We start from the raw sequence: 17514 nt of genomic DNA, 5'->3' as shown, positions 1-17514 counted from the left end.
GCCGCTGCGACGAGTCGACTCTGCCCGGAGTGCGTTCGCGAGGTCCGGAAAGCGCGGGGTGATGTCCTGTGAGTTCTCGTGCGCATCTCGGCGATATCGAGAGTCCGAAGGCCAGCGGTGACGCGATCGAGGCCACTCTCATTCAGGAGTTCGACGCGTTGGGCTACGTGGGCGATCGGACGGCCACCTGGCACGACGCCGAGACAATCGGACTCCTCGAACCGTCGACGACGCTGCCGTTCTACGGCATCGTGGTCGTCGAGGCGGAGACGCCGATCGAGATCAAGGCCTGCCAGGTCCGGACGAGTAACGGATCGCGATCGACGCGCGGACGGTTCTACGTCAAGCGCCGAGCGCACGAGCAACTGCTCGACGCGGCCGGGATGTACCTGCTCGCGGTGTACGTTCCGCGGCCGGGCCTGCCGAACCTGGCGCGGGCGGTCGTGCCCGCGACGCTCGTCGACGAACTCCTGCGCGGTCGGTGGTACGACGTCGACGCCGATCGGTCCGAGCAGGAGGTGGCGCAACTCGCGTGGTCGCACGTGATCGATCCGGAGTCGGTCGACGTACCGGGAGGTGGGCGGCCGTGACGCGCCCCGATCCGCACTTACCGCGCCCGAGAGAGGGTGAGCTTCCAAATGGTGACCTGGCCGTCGTCAGAGACCGACAGCTGAGCAACTCGGCTGTCACCGTGCCGGCCGAAGATCGAGCGCTGTACGAGTGTCTCATGGCGATTCTGTGGGACAGTCACGTCCCCGACACGATGCCGGCGAATCTCGCGGTGGCGTGCGAGGACCTCATCGAAGTGCTCGACATCGTTAGCCGCCCTGATCGGGGAATCGCCTGGATCAACGGCTCTGGCTACGGGCTGTCCTACTGTCACGCTGTCCGGCGAGCGATCGAAGAACGTCACGAGCGGGAGCCGGTCACTCTCGTCGCAGTCGGCTGCTCGGGGACAAAAACAACTATCGACGAGCCGCTCCCTGCGGCAGATCGATACGAAGGCGGCTACTGGACGAATAAGCGCGAGTACTACGAGACAGTCGGTGACGACGGCCGGATCATCTCGGCCGAACACGGCTTACTCGACCCCGCTGAACCGATCGAGTACTACGAGACTCACATCGAGGATCTCGACGGGATTCCCGTCGATCACGATGGGCGGCTTCCGTCGGGCGACGAGGTGACGACACTTGTTGATCTGTGGGCCTTGAGCGTACACGATTCTCTTTCGAAGTGGATCGACGACGCAGCCGGTGGCGTCGATCCGCGCGATGTCGAGCTGCAGGTGCTCCTCGGCAAGCCGTATCACAACCGACTCCGCGATCGGGACGTGTTCGCGGGTCTCCGGGCGAGGGGCGATCTAACTATCTCGTTCCCGTTCCGCGAGGAAGTCGACTACAGCAACGGTGGAGGAATCGGTAATCAGCGGAGTTGGATGGTGGACGAGATCGAGGCCGCCACGGTGCTCGCGACCGATGGAGGTGAGCAGCGGTGACGCGGTGCGCCGAGTGTTCCGAGCGGGTCAACCCGCGGCTCGCGACGGTGTACGTTCCGCCATCCGAAGACGTCGCACTCACCCTGTGTGTGGGCTGCCAGACGGCGTTTCCGAAGGCCCGCCAGTACAAGCCGCGACGGTTACCGAACCAGCCACGCACGCCGATCGAGGCGGGTGATCTGCCGTGAGCGCCGAGACCGACCGGGACCTGAGCGCCGAACTCGCGAGTCCGCGATCCGGTCACCGCGGCATTCCCGTCGACGCGATCTGCACCGGTTGCCAGACCGTCCACGTCAAGCGCGTCCGTCCGTCGGAGGTCGCTCATCCGGCCGATACTGACCCGGTGACGCTCGACGCAACGGCCCTCACGTCGTTCAAGCACGTTTGCCACCGGTGCCGGACCTGCACCTGGTGGAACCCGACGGCGGTGCTGTCCGGACTGATCGAGGCGAAGCGGTCCGCGGAGGAGGACCAATGAGCTCGGTCGAGGCGGTTGAACCGCAGACCCACGAGGTTGCGCTCAACTACATCTTCGCGGATGATGGGCTGAACCCCTATTTCGCCTGTTTCCAGTCGATCAAGACTGGTGGCGGGTCTCGAATGGGCTCGTTCCGGCTCGACGGCGAGCAGTGGAAAGCGACACTGTACTACCAAGAGAGCGGTATCTGCCACCCTGGCGACGAGACACCCCAGGGAACGCCGATCGCGATCGACGAGATTCGGGAGTACCGGCTCTCGATCGAGCGCGCGTCGGACGAAGACCCGGTCGAGAAACAACGCCTGAACGCGCATCTCGCGCCGCGCTGGCAGGGAATGGAGGTCGAAAACAGCTACGGCGAGCGGTCCGAATTGTCGATTCCGACCGGGATACGCGAGGCCGTGAACGTCCGCGTTCAGGGAAGTAACGTCGACGTGTTCCGGTATCAGGATCTCATTGCGAGAGCGTTCCAGGCCGTCGACATCAGCGCCGGCTACTTCGAGGAGCCGCACGAGTACTCGAACGTCCAGGACCTGGCCCGGTACGTGCGTATCGACGACGACCGGAGCGGTCCGATTCACGCCCGCGATGGGCCGATCGCGAATCTCGGCCACCTGCTCGAATCCGATCGAACAGGCTACCGGAAGGTCGTCCAGAACGATAGCGACGAGGACGGCGAGACGGTGCCCGGCTACTATCACACGGTCACACTCGGTCCAGAACGCGTCACCGAAGCGTTCCCAGGTCACCGCGCACCCCGTGAGATCAAGCACTACAAGTCACGAGAGTACAAGTCTCTCGAATCCAGCCACCCGCTCAAGAACCCGAAGGTCGAAGTCGCATACCAGTCGAGTCGGTGGGACGAGTCGATCGGTGTCGATCGCGAGAGTCTGCGCGAACTCGTTCGCCAGCTCGACGAGACGCTACTCGCCGTGTTGGCCGACGCGGGGCTCACCGTCCATCCCCAGGACGGGAGCGGTGGCGGTGGGCCGTTCGTCGAGGATCGGTATTTCGACCCGTCCCGTTCGGCCGAGCGCGAGCTCGTCGACCTCAACCTGACCGAGATTCAGTCGCACCAGGAGTCGGTGGTGATCCGGTACCTTGCCGACGGCGGGTTTTCACCGGTCGAATGGGAGTCGCTCGAAGTCCTCTTGGCCGACGGTGGCGAGGTCTCGCCGACCGACATCGCAGAAGCGAAAGACCGCCACCCTGACAGCGTGCGGCGTGCCCTGAATCGCATTCCAGAGATCGTCGAGAGCGAATACGGGCGCGTCTCGCTCCGGTCGAATCACATCGCCGAACTCGTTCACGAGGCGGTGCAGGAGGCCAAAGACGCCACTCGCCGGGCGGTCGAAGCTGGCGCGAAGGCTGTCGCCGCGGCCGAGCGTGGGCTCGACGAGACGACGAGCGCGCTCATGGCGTGGTGCGCAAAGCACGGCGTCGATGTCGACGATCGATCCGAGGCTCGAATGAAGATCCGCCTGGGCGATGTCGCGTCGACGCACGACGCCCGGGGCCGGCTTCACGAAGCCTATCGGCTCTGGTGCGACGCCGGGAAAGATCCGGTGAGGTTCCGACAGGCGCAGGTCGAGATCAACGGCGGGCTGTCCGCCGCCTATCGGTATCTCGACGCGAACCGCGGTCGCGACCGGTACGTGCAGCACAGATAGCGCGGTCCTCGTGAGAGGCATCACTACCTCGACCCCTTCTTTTCGGCTTTCGCGCGACAGATACGACCGGGTTTCGGCCCGATCGGCGCGATCGTCTCACTCGTCGAGCTCGCCGTTCGGTGCTCGGCGCCCGGCCGGGCCGGCCGCAACTGTCGGGGTTCCCCTTAGGGGTGTGGGTAAGCCCACAAAATCAAACAACCCCCGCCGCCGCACCGCGACCGCAGGCGAAGCCGACGGGAGCGGGGCACCCGCTCGCGCCCCTTGCGGGCGCGCGAAAATTTTTCGGCCCCAGGCCCCGCAGGTGTAATCAGCATGATAGCCGCGCCCGATTGTGACCCCGATCTACTCAGTCACTCGGCCATCGTCCGGGAGGACCTCTGTCACGCTGTCGTGAGCGATATGCACGACGGCGAGTATCGGACGGACCTAACGGAGTGTGGTATGGTTCTCGGGCGTGGTGCGGCGCACAAGACAGAAATACGAAAGAAGATGGCTGACCGAGAGGTTGAGATGTGCCCTGACTGCTGGCCCGCCCGCATCGTTTCAGCGGACCATTCCCACTAAATTGCCCGCGCTGTCCCCACCAAGGGTACAGAGCCAAAATTACGGCGTTCTACCCACGTCAGTGCGAAATTCTCCAGTTGAAGCTCACGAAACGAGGTGTCCTCACGAGACCTAAGATGATCTGCTTCCAAAGACGCTAAAGATCACCCATTTTCCAACTAATAAGAAGAAGAACAGACATCAGTATTGCAACAATCACGACACCAATAGCAGCGTATTCGCCAGATTTTGAACTAACATTCAATGAAAGGGCAAACCCTTGCAGCAATCCAACAGCTGCCAATGCTATTGTTAAAAAGTTTAATGTCTCGTTTTGCTTATGTTCTTCTACTTTCTTTTCACGGTCGTGTGCTACATTGAATCCCTTGGACGTAAGCGACCAAACTGAGGAATTACCACTATTCTCCTCGTCAATTATCTTGGAATATCCTGAGTCCATCTCAACTAAATTCGGGTCTGGCGGTTGAATTAGCCCCATTTCCCACATTTCACGGAGTAATACTTCAGTTCCACCGGGTTCTCTATCAACTATTTTTGAAAATCCGTTTATTTGAGATTCAAGAAGCTTTTCACCCAGTTCTTCCTCCTCACTAATATCTTTCGGGCTAACACCCCAGAAATAGGACTCATTAGAGAGTTTTACCCGATATAACGCATCCAAAATTAGAGCCCAGTCTGGTTCCTTCCTACTGAATTGGCTTTCCCACTTGTCTACTATCCATCCCTTCGCATTCATTTATAAATACTATTGTATAATCTCTATCTTATAACAGTTTCTTTATAAGCATCCTCTTCAGATCGATCTTCCTCCATAGAGTCTTGGGCTCGCAACTCCAGAGAATCGGTTTCCCGAATATGCACACGAGCGCCAGTTGACCGTGTGCATATTCAGCACCGATTGCCGAGATCGAGGGCGCGCATTCCCGGGCAATTTGACAGAACACCCCCAATTATGGGCTGTGGGCCGGCTCCAGTGAGTCGAAAAACTAGGATTCGAGGATTCGAGGGTTCGTGTGTACGAGTATGCGAATCAGAACAGATGGCGACAAAGTATACCGAAACGACGCGATCGAGCGCGCTGCCGACTTCTACGACTGCAACAAGACGAAAGCTGTAGTAAGCGCTTGCGAGGATGTGCCCGAGCTGGTTGCCCCAGCTCGCCAGGTGATAGATCGGGGGACCTCACTACCGAACAGCGTAAGGAGATTGCTGCGACGCTATCGACGAGAGCCGTCAAGTTCGAGACAGAGACAACCGTGACGATGGAGACCAGCCGAGAGTGAGATAATGCTTCTTGCCTCTTTACTATACTAAGGAATTCATCCAGCGTGGCAAACTTAGCTAACCAAGTGAAATTGGTTATCAGAACGGATCTTCTGTCAGGTTTGACCAGCGGACCTCAACTTCATCAAGACCATACGTCCGTACCACGTTCTCAACCAACGACTTCATCCAGCCTCCGGCCACCGGCGAGACCACAACCTCCTGAATCAGATCATCTAAACTAACTGGAATCGCTAGACCCGGAGGAGTCTCTTGGTCAATCTTTTCTACATACCTTGAATCAATACGCGCACCGTCAGCAACCTCAAACTCCGAGACAACAGCTCGATACTCGCTCTCGTGATCAAAACTCGGTCGTTTATGGAAAAACGGAGAGACGCGGGTCACCGTGAAATCATCATAATCGTGTTCTTCGTAACTCACCAACCCTGTTGTAAGATTCGCCTTGTCCGGTAACGCATTCAAGAAACCCCTCACCGAAGTTTTTATCGCTACCTCCTTCCCTTGGTCTTGGTACAGCTGCCACATTGCCGCAGTCTCCTGGTCCCGTTGGTGCCAGCAATTTACATACGTCATGTACCTCAAAGCATCGTACAGTCTTGTTACGATACGCTCTGGCTCCTCAACTGCATCAGGAACCTGTTCGGCAATAAGTTCTATTGCCTTTTCCGGTAACGCGCCTTCAAACGGGTCAAAGAACTTTGCCGACGAAGCGAACCACAGCTCCTCATTTTCAAGGATAGCGACGAACTGCGTGAAATCAATGTATCTCCAAAGGTCGTCATCGTCACTGGGGTGTCCTGGATTCCAGTCGTCTTTGGGAAACAAATCATACATTGTTGGCGGGACCTCACAGATCTAATAGGCTCTCTCATCGGCAGCATCATAAACTATAATACTCGACAGCAAGTTCATTGGAGTAGAATAACACGTGTCACCGGATAGTACTGACTCCTCTCAATCAGCCGTTTCAGCATTTTCGCGGCCAGAATCCGAACTCACCAGTCTGATTCTGTCCGTGGAAAACATCCTGAGAAGCTATTACGAGGAGGAGCCCCGGTTCCCAGTTGATCCTGAAGATGAGGATCTAGTAAGGCTATGCGGCTACCGTTCTGAGTTCGACGGTAACTTCGCTCAGCTGGAAGACCGGCTGAACAACAAACTAGCGGGCACTGCGTACACAGCACACTCTACCTACGAACTCACCATAGATGATCTTGGAGAGATTCTGGACGAGGAGTACTACTCTCTTCCTTTAGTCGAAGTTGATCCGAAGTACTACGACGAGGCTGATTACATCGTGCAACCAGGGCAGTACGGAGCAAACGAAACTCCCATATTGATCCCACTTTCAGTCGATGACGGACAAGTGACTTATTGGGATCCTTTCGTCGACTTTTACTTCGGTGGCCCAGACGATACACGGGAACGAGCACTTTCAGATACTAAATTCATAAAGCTCTGGAGTGATGCTAGTAAGACGAACTGGACGTTTTGGATAGACCGCGCACAACAACAAACCCTGACCGGGTTCAGTGAGGTGGATGCATGATGGAACAAACACAGCCCAGAATAGAAAACGACACCTTGATCTTTGCTGACACCGGAAACGTGTCGGAAACTGTTGAGGGACACCTACGGTACTACTACAGCCGTAGGCTGTTCGTTCAAGATATCAAAGACTTAGAAAACGGGTATTCAGTCCGAGTCGGCATCGCCTATCCTCGTGACGTCTCCGACTGCCGAGCACAGGACAACGTGTTGAAGATGGTGAATATCGGAGACGTGGAGACCTTCCAAGCAACTCCTGTTGAAGGCGACTACTACGAGATCAATCTTCCTGACCGCAGTGATGTATACAGTTCGTTCCAGGAACAGCAAAGCAACCTGCTGGCCCAACTGGATGGCTCCATGGCTTCTGCAATCTACGAAAAGGTGTATCAGATGAGCCCGGTTAGGACGCAGCTCAACGCTATCGTTGAATTGATTGACTATGTCCGAAATGATGGGCCGCTGGCCCTTCAGAGGCTTCAGGGTATTCAGAGCACCAGTAAAACCCAGCAGTACGTAGAGGCGTTAGAGGACTTGGATTTCATCCGCGTTGATGAATCAGGCATGGTTCATTCTGGTGGAAAGATCGATGCGGCTGATGACCAAGGCTGGGGCGATGAAAAGGTGATCGGCCAGGTTATCAAGGACGGCTATAGCGTGTTCCGGCAGAAGTTCGGCCTGTCTATGCTGAACCACTTCCCTGTCTTCGCTAATGGTTACTATTTGAGTGCGTTCCGCAGGAGGAAACCAGATCTCCATCTGACCAAAGAAGACATCGTACAGAATCTCCAGACCGAGTATCACAGAGATGCTGATCCGTTGAAAGTGGATCGGAAGCTGAAATCCTTAGATGAGGTTGGTGTGCTTGAGTACGAGGATAACGAGGTTAGCAGTGCTCAGGTCATCTATGATGAAGTGAGTCAGAATCTTCCCGCTGTCGGCTGATCCTTTCAGTGAACTGTTTTACAACTACTACCCGTCAATATTGCTGGCGCTGAGATCATACGAGGGGTCTCGAGCCTTCAGCGGTACGTCAGATGAAGACGCTCAATTTCTTCTACCGCTCATATAGCTAGGTCTCCACGTCATCGGCGACTGCATACCTTTCTGAATCCCAATAACGTCCTGCCCCTCCCCCTCTTACCCCCACGCTATACGCGCGCTCGCGCGAAGCAGGTCCGATGATGCTCCGATGCCACCTGCCGATGAATATATACGGTAACCCTTCAACAGAGAAGATATGTCTAGGTATCGCCGTAAACAACAACTTCGATACGGAATCTCCTCTGGCATTCTCACGTTCACCGCTGGCTGGGCTATCGTTACGCTAATCACGCCCACGACAGCCTTCAAATCGGTCCCGAGATGGAAAAGCACACTTTGGGTCTATCTCGGAACCAACCTAATTGAGCTATCGGACTCACACACCGGGGGTTTCGGGTACAACACAGTTGAACCGGTCAAGATTGTTGATCTACCTGATGTAGTGTACCTGCTTCCAATACTGGCTGTTACAGTGGCAGCAGGCTACACCTGTTACGAGTTGCGGTCAACACGAGTCAGGCACAATATATCGAATGCGTTGGCAGCGGGTGCAGGATACTTTTTGACGGGGCTTGTTGCGATGTTCATCTCAAATGTGCAACCTACAATCTCCAGTCTCCTGCTCATCGCGTTTGTTGTCGGGGGAGGTATTTGGGTCGGATCAACGCTCCTCGGCTACCTGAGCGGTGGGCTTCCGTTTCTCGGCATTGCTTCTCTCGGCAGTATCGCTGCAATAGGGATTTTAGTTCTTCTCGGTGGAATTGCGATACTCTCGGCGATCCAGGGCCTGATCATGATGGCATTTGGGGTCGCTGTAGTCGTAGGGTCCTCATTTGGAGTAAGTCGACAATTGGAGCGACGAGGGGGCCGATCACCAGATGTTCGCTTTCCTCGACTCCGCGGGTTGCAACTGACTGTTGAGAAACATTGGTTCCCAATTCTCGTCACAACGATAGTGGTGCTGGCATTGGCCTATGGCACTTCCGGAAGGACCATCCAAATCTAGTGTTGAGAAATCGTTGACAATCAGAGCAGTCCGGGAAGAATCCCGACCTCCCACACCAGCCAGCAGATGAAGATCGCGACGATCAGCCGTTTCATGTGCTCGCCCCCACTCGCTTTCGCTCGTCGTTGACGACGCGGGCGAACTCCTCTGGTTCGGTGTACTCCTCGAGCTCTCGAATCTCCGCGTCGGTCCATCCGATCCGGCGCAGTTCCTGACAGGCTTCCTCGTGGCCGTCGATGCAGCCCTGGCGGGCGTGGTCCTCAGCCTCGCTCTCGGCGCGCTGGAAGGCGTCGGCTTCGCGCTGTACCTGCGCGGCCTCCGTGTCCTGGGCGTCGGACCGCGCGCCGCGATCGTCCTGGAGTGCGCGCTCGGCGTCGTGTTCGTCGACCGAAATCGTCGGGTCGTAGTGGGCGAGCCAGTCGTCGACGCCGGCGTTGGTAAGCTTCCCCTTCACGGCTCGGGCGTGCATGACGTTCGTCCGGGTAAAATCGATCTCTCGCTTTTCGGCCTCGGTGAGCGGGATCTGACCGCCTTTGTCGGCCAGGTGCGCTTTGGAGTCGGCAGCCGCACCCGCTGCCAGGTTCTCGGCGTAGAGCGGAGCGTCTTCGGCCAGGAGTACGGTCTTGGTGCGCCGGTCGTCCGCCTCGGCCAGCGCGTCGGCGTCGAGGCGATCGCGAAGGGCGTTCGCCGCGTCGCGACTGTGGAAGTCGACCGCCGTCGTCTCGCTGCGCGACTCGGGGTCGGTCGCGCTGTCGTCGCGATCGGCGATCATCTCCTCCAGCTCGTCGAGCGTGGCCTGGTCGACGTGACCGTCGTCGACGTCGCCCGGCTCGATCTCGTCGAGTGGGCCGAGATACGACCACTCGTGATCGCCGTCGACGTACTCGACGCGGTAGGCGTACGGACCGCTCCCGTTGACCGTCCGGGTGATGATCGTCGCCATCAGTCGGCCTCCTGGAGTCGCTCGTCGGGCTCGCCGTCCCACTGCTCGCGGTGGTACGCACAGAACCCGCTCTCGTGGTCCGTGAGCGAATTGCAGTCGTCGCCGTTGGCTTTCACCCCGCAACAACTCACGCGCCCCGTGTCGGTGCCTCCGTCCGTCTCGTGGCCGTCCTGATACTGCTCCCAGTCTTCGATCAGCCGGCCACGCTGGATCTGTTCCTCCGGCGCGTCGAGATCGAGCTCGAAGTGGGCGAAGTAGTTCGTCGGGACCTTCCAGGGCGACCCGTCGGGGACGTCCAGGAGGCCGCGCACCGCGAACCATTTGTCTTCCTGGAGGTACGCTTTCCAGCCGTCGAAGACCGTCACGCAGTCGATCAGGCCGTCGTCGATCTTGCCGTCGGCGCGGATCACCAGGTCGGACTGCTCGCGGATGATCGCCGCGACGTCGGTGTCGTGCTCGTGACCGATCAGCAGCAGGCGCGTCGAGCCGCCGTCGCCCTTCCGCAGGGCGTTGATGAACCGCGAGACTGTCCGGCGCACGTCGCCGCCGGGGTTGGCGTGCGCGTTGAGAGTCGTCGAGATCTCGTCGAGCAGCGCGACTTTCTCGCCGGACGTATCGCGGTTCCATTCGAGGAGTTCCGATACCATCTCGCCGAACGTCACCGCGTCGAGGTCGTCCATCCCGCGCATCTTGACGTTGGTAAAGACGGCCAACTCGCCGTCGAGGTCACGATACAACTCGCGGATGAGATCGGTGGCCTTGGTGGTCTTTCCGGACCCCTTCGGGCCTTTGATGAGCGTCTGGCTCGCCGGCTTCTTGATCTCGCGAACCAGGCGCTCGTACCCCGTCGCGTCGGTTCGCGACTCCGAGAGGCCGGTTGCCGCGTTCATCGAGGGGACGTGGCCGTGTTGGCGGGCTCGCCGGAGCATGTCGGACTGTGAGGTACGATCGAGCATCGCGACGAGCGGCGACGTCTCGTCGAGACCGGCGCGCTCGGCTGTCAGCATGATGTTGCCGACCGGTTTCTCGTCGGCCAGGACGGCGCCGATGTTGGCCTCGACGTCACCCTCTCGGATCTTGTCGGAGAGGTCCGCCGCGTCGTAGCCTCCACTCATCAGTCACTCGCCTCCGTCTCCGCGTCGGTCTCGTCGGCGTCCTGGTCGTCGCGATCGTCGTCGGACTCCTCGTAGGCCAGCTGGTCCTCTGCGTCGTCCGGGCCGTCGTAGAAGCCTTCGAAGCGTGTCCCGCGAGACGCCCGGCGCATGATCCCGTCGACGGGTGAGCCATCGACAGCGAGCGTCTGGCGGAGTTCGCGGTCGATCGCCCGCACCGCGCCCGTGTCGGCGGCCGTCTGGATCGCCGGGAGCGCCGACAGGAGCGACCGCAGCATCGCCGACTCGTCGCGGAGGATCTCGCGGTTGCCGTCGATCGCCGATCGCGCCGCGATAATCTCGACGTCGTTCGCCGTTCCGGGCCAGGTGCCGCGCGCCCGGTTCCGTCGCGGGTCGAAGTCCTCGACGATGTGGACCGGGCCGCCGGGCGCCGTCGAGTCGGCGGCCGCGCCGTCGATCTGCATCTCGGCGATCCGTTCTGGCGGGCCGGAGTATATCGAGAGCCCGACGAGAGTCTCGTCGGGCTCGATCTCGCCGTTCTGCGCGGCCTCGATCAGCTCGCCGAGACCACCTTTCGAGCCGAGCGCTTCGTCGAGGATGTCGCGGGCGTCGGCCGAGACGACGAACTCTTTCGCGGGGTCCCAGAGCCGGGTTGCCAGCGCGAAGACCGGTAGGAACGAGACCACTGTCGCGACGATCACGCCGACCACGACGATCCGCGCGCCGTTGGTAAGGCCGTCCCAGATCTCGACGACGCCGGGAACGACGCCGACGAGCGAGAGCGCGGCGTACATCGCCAGGAGGCCGAGCGCAACGAGTGCGAAGCGATTCCGGACGATCGCCCGTTTGAGGGTGTCGACCCAGCCCTCGACCGGGTTTTCTTCGATCCGGATCTTCTCCCGGCTCGTGAGCTCGCGGTAATTGTTCTCGTGCGAGCGCCGGAGGATCGCGACCGAGATCGCGAGCGCGATGACCGAGCCGCCGACGCCCGAGATCAGCGCCCAGGCGACGAGCGTGGTCGTCGGAGCGCCCTGAATCACGTCGAGCAGGGCGGTGTCCCCTTGGTAGCGAAAGCCGTCCTGGGGCGTCGAGATACCGACCTCCTCGTTGTCCTTCAGTCGGACCTCGATCGTCTCCGTACCGGGCGCGATCGAGTGCGTTTGTACGTCAAACGAGCCGTGTCCGGAGAAGCCGGCGTCCGAGACCGTGACCGGCGCTCGCTCGTCGGTTCTGAGCGTGACGTAGGCGGTATCGTCGTCGAACTCGACGTCGACGAGTTCGATCGGCGACTCGTCGAAGTCGTAGATCGTCCGGGTCTCATCGGTCTCGTTCGTCGACTGCGCCGCGATCGGCATCGCGACGAGTCCGACGACTGCGAGGGTCGCGACGAGTGAGAGCACGAACCGCCTCGTTGGTAACTCCGTGTCCGTCAGGGATGGATTTGAGAACATGAGAAACCCCCGTTAGTTGTCCTTGAGACCGACTGTGACGGCTATCATGCCGAGCACGAGGAGACCGCCAGCGACGATCTTCGACGGGTCCAGGAGATCCGACGCGCCCGGTATCCCACCGAACCAGGGGTCGTCTTCGAGCGCCTCTCGAAGTTTCTCGATCTGCTCGTTCTGGTACTCGATCTGTTCCCGTAGCTGCACCTCGTCTACCGTTGTTGGATCGGAGACGTGCTGTACTGGCTGTGTGAATTCGACGCTGTCGATTTCGTTTCCGTCGGCGTCGTACAGCTGTCCGATCGTCAGATCCGAGCCACCGGAGAGCATGACCGTCTCCGGTGTTTCCGAGGTGGCCGGCGTGAAAGCGAAGTACGCGACCTTGTAGTCACCGGACGGGAGCGTACTGTTCGACGAGATCGACGGATTTTGAATCGAGTCCACGAACTGCGGGTACAGCGCGCCGCGCAGTTCGTCGGCGGAGAGATCGGGGTGGGAAACGACTGCCTGGTAGCCCCACGCATCAGCAGGAACGTCGGCACCAGACGCGAGTAACTCGGCTGCAAGCCTGCTCTGATAGTTCGAATTCTCGAACTTCGCGTAGATGTCTTCCGCGGTCAGTATCTGACTCGGATCGATCGATCCCTGGGAAACGCTCTCCATGACTGCCGGCACGTACGTTTGGATGTCCTGCCGGATCGCGTTGTACACCGACTCGATCCGGGCGATCACGTCGGCGTACAGCATCGGACTGATCGCCTCCGCGGTCCCCAGGGACGAGTGCTGATACTGTATCATCTCGACGCTGTTTCGGCTCGATGGCGAGCCGAATTGACCGGTGAACGGATTACACCACGTGAGTTCGGTGAGAATTGGGTTCCCGCCCGATGTTGACTGGTATCCCTCCAGCGTCGGGACCGAATACACCTGTAGCGGCTCCCCGTCACGATCTTCGAGATCGGACGGCGAGAACGGTAGCCAGCTATCAGCGTCGACCGTGAACATGATCGCTTTCCCAATCTCGGTCCCGTCGAAGGAGTACGGATCGTCGAGATTCGTCTCTTGAATGGGCGTGTAGTCGCCGTAGAGATTGGCGTCGTCGCCGGTGTCAAAACTCCACTCAGTCGGCGGCTCTTGCCACGGGTAGATGATCGTCCCTTTCTCCTCGCTGCCCGGGTCCTCTGCACTGCCGAAGCGATTGATACCCTCGTTCGTATCGTGGTACATTGCTTGTACCAGTGCGTTCATCCCGGTGTTCCACTTCTCGACCATGTTCGTCACGGAGATCGCGACCTGGCGTTCGAGCGCCTCCTCGGCGTTTTGAATCGCGGTCGTCTCCGACTCGCCGTTCGTCGCCGACTCGGCGGCCGACGCCCGGACGGTCTGCCATGCGGCATCGGCGAACGGCGTCGCCATGTCGTCCGAGGGACCGAGATAGTCGGTCTGCATCTCTGCCTCGAACTCGCTGCGACCTTCGCCGACGCGCTGTGCGCTGTAATACGCCTGGTCCTCTGTCACGTCGTCTTCGTCGAACTCGCCGTCGGGACTCTTCCACTTCGCGACCCCGATGCCGGCTGCCGCGCCGAGCGCCGTCCCGGCGACGAAAATGCCCGCCAGACAGAGGCCGCCACAAATGGCCGCGTTCGCCCGACCGACGGGCGAGAAACGGGGTGCGAGAGTCGACCCTCCCGCACCGATCGCAACGGATCCGCCGCCGGCGATCGCCGACCGACGAAGCAAATCGCGCCTCGATAGCTCACTCAAGACGCATCACGGGCCAGAACGACCCCCACTAAGAGCGCGACGACCCCGACGAGTGCGACCGCGATCTCGGCCGCATTATCTTCGACCGCTCCCGGGACTCCGCCGCTTTCCTTCTCGATCGTGCCGATTTCGACGGACTCGACCGCGGTCTGTTCCGCCTCGACGATGACCGTGTAATTCCCCTTCTCGATATCGTCTGCGTCGATCGTCGTCGAAGTGGTCGCGTTGTCGGCGAGGGTGATCTCGCGATCGGCGACGAACGAACCGGATTCGTTCGTGACGGAGATCGTCGCGTTCATTCCGTCCGTCACGTTTTCGTTGCCGGTCACGTCCACGTAGACGCTATCCGTCGAATTCGTGACGGAGATCGTCTCGTTGCCCACCTCTCCGACAGCACCGAGCCCGCCAGTTGAGACGACGTACACGGCCCCGAGAACGACGGCGATGATCGCGAGCCACATCACGAGCGCCTTCCCGGCAGACTTCGGGCCGATCAGCCAGTCCGGCGTGAGCTGAATCTTCGCCACGTTAGTTCCCTCCGTAGGGATCCGCCACACCCGCTAATTCGGCGAGGTCGTACGCGCCGGCAATCGCGACGATCGTCGCGATCACGACCGCGAACTCGGTCCCGCCGAGCAATTCGAGAACGTTGGTGTCGAACATGGCCATCGGGAGCCACAGGATCGCGAAAATCGCGGTGAAGACCCTGATGCCCAGTTCGAGCGCATTGTTGCTTGCCATGGGATGTAACCCAGGCAAAACGACCGACAGATCGGTCAAAAACCCCCCAAATGGTATTTAAACCCGGTCCGTCTCTCGGGTCGTGGATCTACTCGTAGGCTCGAAGCGCTCGGGCAACGTCCTGAAGGGACTCGTCTTTGGAGATGAACTCGAAAGAGGTGTTTCCGGTGTGGAGCGTCATTTTCGCACCCTTTCTGAAGTATCCCACCGCGATGAGAACGACTCCGACAACCGCGAATAGTACCCCCAGAATCGGCGCGATCTCCGTGAGCGGGTGATCTAAGATCGTCCCCATCGAGAACACTCCGACCGCGAGGGAAGCCGCGAGTAACCCGCCACCGAGGTAGTCGCCCGGGTACTCCGGTTTGCGATATTCGAGGGCGTTCACGCCACCAAGAGAAATGTCGAGAGCACCCTTGTTGTGGATGAAAACGAGACGGTTGTCGGTCATGGCGAGCGTCCCGGATTCCGTTTCTCCGACAGCGTTCTTATCGTAGTATCCTTCCACGCTCGTGATGACGGACTCGCCGTCGATGGTATACTCGTCTAATCGCATACCTCAGGCCTCACGCGTCCCGTGTTCTTCCAGGCATTCCGCCGCTTCGACGATGAACTCTTCCCAGGTTAGCCCCAGTTCGTCTTTCGCGTCAATCGCCTTCTGATAATCTCTGTCGTCGAGAGCGACATTGACGTTTTTCACCATACTCAAGCTTCCTTACTAAGTCACTAAGATACTATCCTTAGTATGATAGTTCGATACTTACTTAGTTACTAACTTCGTTAGGGTGGGTATCGGAAGCCAGACGGACCCACCGCTGCCCGGTCGGGTCTACCGAAAAGTTGCGGACCCGGTGTTGGTGGCACCGGTCCGCTGGCTTCCGTAATCAGCCTACGGAAGCATGATGGACAACACGAAAGCGGGAGATAAACCCCGCGCTTATCGGAAAGATATCGGAATCGGAAACGGCCCGGTGAGATACTTCACCGACAGGTCCCGAGCACTAACACGACCAACGGACACCCCCCACGCGCGCCTGGCCTGGAAGCAAGGACGCGCATGGGCAATCGTCCGTGGTCCCACAGAGGTGAGACCATGCAAGAGATAGGACTCAACCACCGTAAGAGCACCGCTAACAGACAATCACGCAACATCCGTGGCGGGTCGCCGAGTGACGACTCCCCCGAGCCCGGGCAGTGCGACACGCCTCGGTGCGGCGGATCGGCCACCGAGATCACGCCAGACGGGTACGTCTGTCGAGAGTGCGCTGCCCAGCTCGCGAGAGACTACGAGGCGGCCGAGCGACGCGATCGGGCTGGCCGGGAGGGGCGAGAGTGAGCAACCTCGAACCGATCAGCCCGCAAGAGGCGGTGAGCCTCTATCTCGAAGCGCGCGACGACGCTGCCGCGAACACGATGGAGGCGCAGGATTACCGCCTACGAGCGTTCGTTACGTGGTGTGACGAGGAGGGCATCGCCAATCTGAACGACCTGACTGGCCGTCACATGTACGCGTATCGGGTCTGGCGGCGAGATGGCGGCTACTCTGGGGAAGAACTGGAGACGGTCACGCTCAGGGGAGACATGGCCACGATGCGAGCGTTCCTCAGGTTCTGTGGGGAGATAAACGCCGTTCCGGAAGAACTCTACGATCAGGTCCCACTCCCCCGGACGGCAGGTAACGACGTTAGCGACTCGACGCTCGACCCCGATCACGCCGTCGAGATCCTCGACTACCTGGAGCGCTTCGAGTACGCCAATCGACGCCACATCATCGTCTTACTTCTCTGGCACACCGGCTGTCGCGTCGGCGAGTTACGAGCGCTCGATCTCGGCGATCTCGACCTGGATGGGAATCGACCACGCGCCGACGGACCGGCGATACACTTCGTCCACCGGCCGGAGAAAGGTACCCCACTGAAGAACCAGGAACGAAGCGAGCGCTGGAATGCGATCAGCGAACACGTCGCCCAGACGCTTCAGGAGTACATCGACGGCCCGCGTGAGACGGTCGTCGACGAGTTTGGTCGAGCGGCGCTGATCACGACTCGTCACGGACGCGTATCCATCTCGGCCTGTCGAGATACGCTCTATCGCGTTACGCGCCCGTGCTGGCGCGGTGAGAAGTGCCCGCACGACAGGGATCCGGACACCTGCGAGTGGACGCACTACGCCAAGATGAGCAAGTGTCCGTCGGCTCGATCTCCCCACGACGTCCGAAGCGGTCGGGTGACGGCGCATCGGCTCGCCGACGAAGATCGAGCACTCGTCGCCGATCGCATGAACGCGAGCGAGGAGATTCTCGACAAGCACTACGATCGACGGAGCGAGCGGCAGAAAGCGGAACAGCGACGGAGGTTCTTCGCACTATGAGAGACACTCGACAACCCGACGACGGAGCGGTATCGACCGGAGAG

The 17514-nt window shown here is 59.7% G+C and carries 20 protein-coding genes and 1 pseudogene; 11 read left to right on the top strand and 10 right to left on the bottom strand.

The window, feature by feature from the left end; translation table 11 throughout:
• Positions 1 to 68: 68 nt before the first annotated feature.
• From NO366_RS09640 to NO366_RS09620, 5 genes are read left to right on the top strand one after another with little or no spacing between them, the layout of a single operon-like run.
• Entirely contained in the window at positions 69 to 590 is a 522-nt protein-coding gene (locus NO366_RS09640; protein WP_256530582.1) for a PD-(D/E)XK family putative nuclease, read from the top strand.
• Positions 587 to 1498, top strand: coding sequence for a DUF6884 domain-containing protein (locus NO366_RS09635; RefSeq protein ID WP_256530580.1), 912 nt, complete (start codon positions 587 to 589; stop codon positions 1496 to 1498). The genes NO366_RS09640 and NO366_RS09635 overlap by 4 nt, the downstream gene beginning before the upstream one ends.
• A complete protein-coding gene (locus tag NO366_RS09630) occupies positions 1495 to 1686 on the top strand; it encodes a hypothetical protein (RefSeq protein ID WP_256530579.1) in 192 nt (63 codons plus the stop codon). Before NO366_RS09635 ends, NO366_RS09630 begins: the two co-directional genes overlap by 4 nt.
• Positions 1683 to 1976, top strand: coding sequence for a hypothetical protein (locus NO366_RS09625; protein WP_256530578.1), 294 nt, complete (start codon positions 1683 to 1685; stop codon positions 1974 to 1976). The genes NO366_RS09630 and NO366_RS09625 overlap by 4 nt, the downstream gene beginning before the upstream one ends.
• Positions 1973 to 3646, top strand: a complete 1674-nt coding sequence (locus NO366_RS09620; RefSeq protein WP_256530577.1) for a DUF7845 domain-containing protein — start codon at positions 1973 to 1975, stop codon at positions 3644 to 3646. The genes NO366_RS09625 and NO366_RS09620 overlap by 4 nt, the downstream gene beginning before the upstream one ends.
• A 700-nt stretch (positions 3647 to 4346) precedes the next feature.
• On the opposite strand, the gene NO366_RS09615 is transcribed toward NO366_RS09620, so the two are convergent.
• Positions 4347 to 4946: a hypothetical protein gene (locus NO366_RS09615; protein ID WP_256530576.1), complete on the bottom strand. Its 600-nt coding sequence runs from the start codon at positions 4944 to 4946 to the stop codon at positions 4347 to 4349.
• Positions 4947 to 5233: 287 nt separating this feature from the next.
• Between NO366_RS09615 and NO366_RS09610 the strand changes: the two are divergent.
• Positions 5234 to 5493: pseudogene (locus NO366_RS09610) on the top strand (DUF7692 domain-containing protein).
• Positions 5494 to 5572: 79 nt separating this feature from the next.
• Here NO366_RS09610 and NO366_RS09605 read toward each other — a convergent pair.
• Positions 5573 to 6331: a hypothetical protein gene (locus NO366_RS09605; RefSeq protein WP_256530575.1), complete on the bottom strand. Its 759-nt coding sequence runs from the start codon at positions 6329 to 6331 to the stop codon at positions 5573 to 5575.
• Positions 6332 to 6512: 181 nt separating this feature from the next.
• Between NO366_RS09605 and NO366_RS09600 the strand changes: the two genes are divergently transcribed.
• From NO366_RS09600 to NO366_RS09590, 3 genes are all read left to right on the top strand, one after another.
• Positions 6513 to 7046: a hypothetical protein gene (locus tag NO366_RS09600; protein WP_256530574.1), complete on the top strand. Its 534-nt coding sequence runs from the start codon at positions 6513 to 6515 to the stop codon at positions 7044 to 7046.
• A complete protein-coding gene (locus tag NO366_RS09595; protein WP_256530573.1) occupies positions 7043 to 7990 on the top strand; it encodes a hypothetical protein in 948 nt (315 codons plus the stop codon). Before NO366_RS09600 ends, NO366_RS09595 begins: the two co-directional genes overlap by 4 nt.
• A gap of 295 nt (positions 7991 to 8285) precedes the next feature.
• Positions 8286 to 9095, top strand: coding sequence for a hypothetical protein (locus NO366_RS09590; protein WP_256530572.1), 810 nt, complete (start codon positions 8286 to 8288; stop codon positions 9093 to 9095).
• A gap of 91 nt (positions 9096 to 9186) precedes the next feature.
• Here the strand turns inward: NO366_RS09590 and NO366_RS09585 are convergent, their stop codons facing one another.
• The 8 genes from NO366_RS09585 to NO366_RS09550 form a co-directional block, all read right to left on the bottom strand.
• Entirely contained in the window at positions 9187 to 10038 is an 852-nt protein-coding gene (locus NO366_RS09585) for a hypothetical protein (RefSeq protein WP_256530571.1), read from the bottom strand.
• Positions 10038 to 11153, bottom strand: a complete 1116-nt coding sequence (locus NO366_RS09580) for an AAA family ATPase (RefSeq protein WP_256530570.1) — start codon at positions 11151 to 11153, stop codon at positions 10038 to 10040. The genes NO366_RS09585 and NO366_RS09580 overlap by 1 nt, the downstream gene beginning before the upstream one ends.
• Positions 11153 to 12550 (bottom strand): DUF8063 family protein, encoded by a 1398-nt coding sequence (locus tag NO366_RS09575; protein ID WP_256530569.1) that lies wholly within the window; start codon positions 12548 to 12550, stop codon positions 11153 to 11155. Before NO366_RS09575 ends, NO366_RS09580 begins: the two co-directional genes overlap by 1 nt.
• 63 nt (positions 12551 to 12613) lie before the next feature.
• The gene (locus NO366_RS09570; RefSeq protein WP_256530568.1) at positions 12614 to 14359 is read right to left on the bottom strand and encodes an Env/VP5 family phage fusion protein; all 1746 of its coding nucleotides are present in this window, start codon (positions 14357 to 14359) and stop codon (positions 12614 to 12616) included.
• Positions 14356 to 14886, bottom strand: a complete 531-nt coding sequence (locus tag NO366_RS09565; RefSeq protein WP_256530567.1) for a hypothetical protein — start codon at positions 14884 to 14886, stop codon at positions 14356 to 14358. Before NO366_RS09565 ends, NO366_RS09570 begins: the two co-directional genes overlap by 4 nt.
• 1 nt (position 14887) lies before the next feature.
• Positions 14888 to 15100, bottom strand: coding sequence for a hypothetical protein (locus tag NO366_RS09560; RefSeq protein WP_256530566.1), 213 nt, complete (start codon positions 15098 to 15100; stop codon positions 14888 to 14890).
• An 88-nt stretch (positions 15101 to 15188) separates the two neighbouring features.
• Positions 15189 to 15656 carry a hypothetical protein gene (locus tag NO366_RS09555; protein ID WP_256530565.1) on the bottom strand — a complete coding sequence of 156 codons (468 nt, stop codon included), beginning with the start codon at positions 15654 to 15656 and terminating at the stop codon, positions 15189 to 15191.
• A 3-nt stretch (positions 15657 to 15659) separates the two neighbouring features.
• Positions 15660 to 15803 (bottom strand): hypothetical protein, encoded by a 144-nt coding sequence (locus tag NO366_RS09550; RefSeq protein WP_256530564.1) that lies wholly within the window; start codon positions 15801 to 15803, stop codon positions 15660 to 15662.
• A 390-nt stretch (positions 15804 to 16193) separates the two neighbouring features.
• On the opposite strand from NO366_RS09550, the gene NO366_RS09545 reads away from it, so the two are divergent.
• Both NO366_RS09545 and NO366_RS09540 read left to right on the top strand, forming a co-directional pair.
• The gene (locus NO366_RS09545; protein WP_256530563.1) at positions 16194 to 16436 is read left to right on the top strand and encodes a hypothetical protein; all 243 of its coding nucleotides are present in this window, start codon (positions 16194 to 16196) and stop codon (positions 16434 to 16436) included.
• Positions 16433 to 17470 carry a tyrosine-type recombinase/integrase gene (locus tag NO366_RS09540; RefSeq protein ID WP_256530562.1) on the top strand — a complete coding sequence of 346 codons (1038 nt, stop codon included), beginning with the start codon at positions 16433 to 16435 and terminating at the stop codon, positions 17468 to 17470. The genes NO366_RS09545 and NO366_RS09540 overlap by 4 nt, the downstream gene beginning before the upstream one ends.
• Positions 17471 to 17514: the final 44 nt, after the last annotated feature.

The sequence above is a fragment of the Halovivax cerinus genome (assembly GCF_024498195.1).
In the GTDB taxonomy this organism is placed as follows: Archaea; Halobacteriota; Halobacteria; order Halobacteriales; family Natrialbaceae; genus Halovivax; species Halovivax cerinus.
This window is presented reverse-complemented; position numbering and strand designations above follow the sequence as displayed.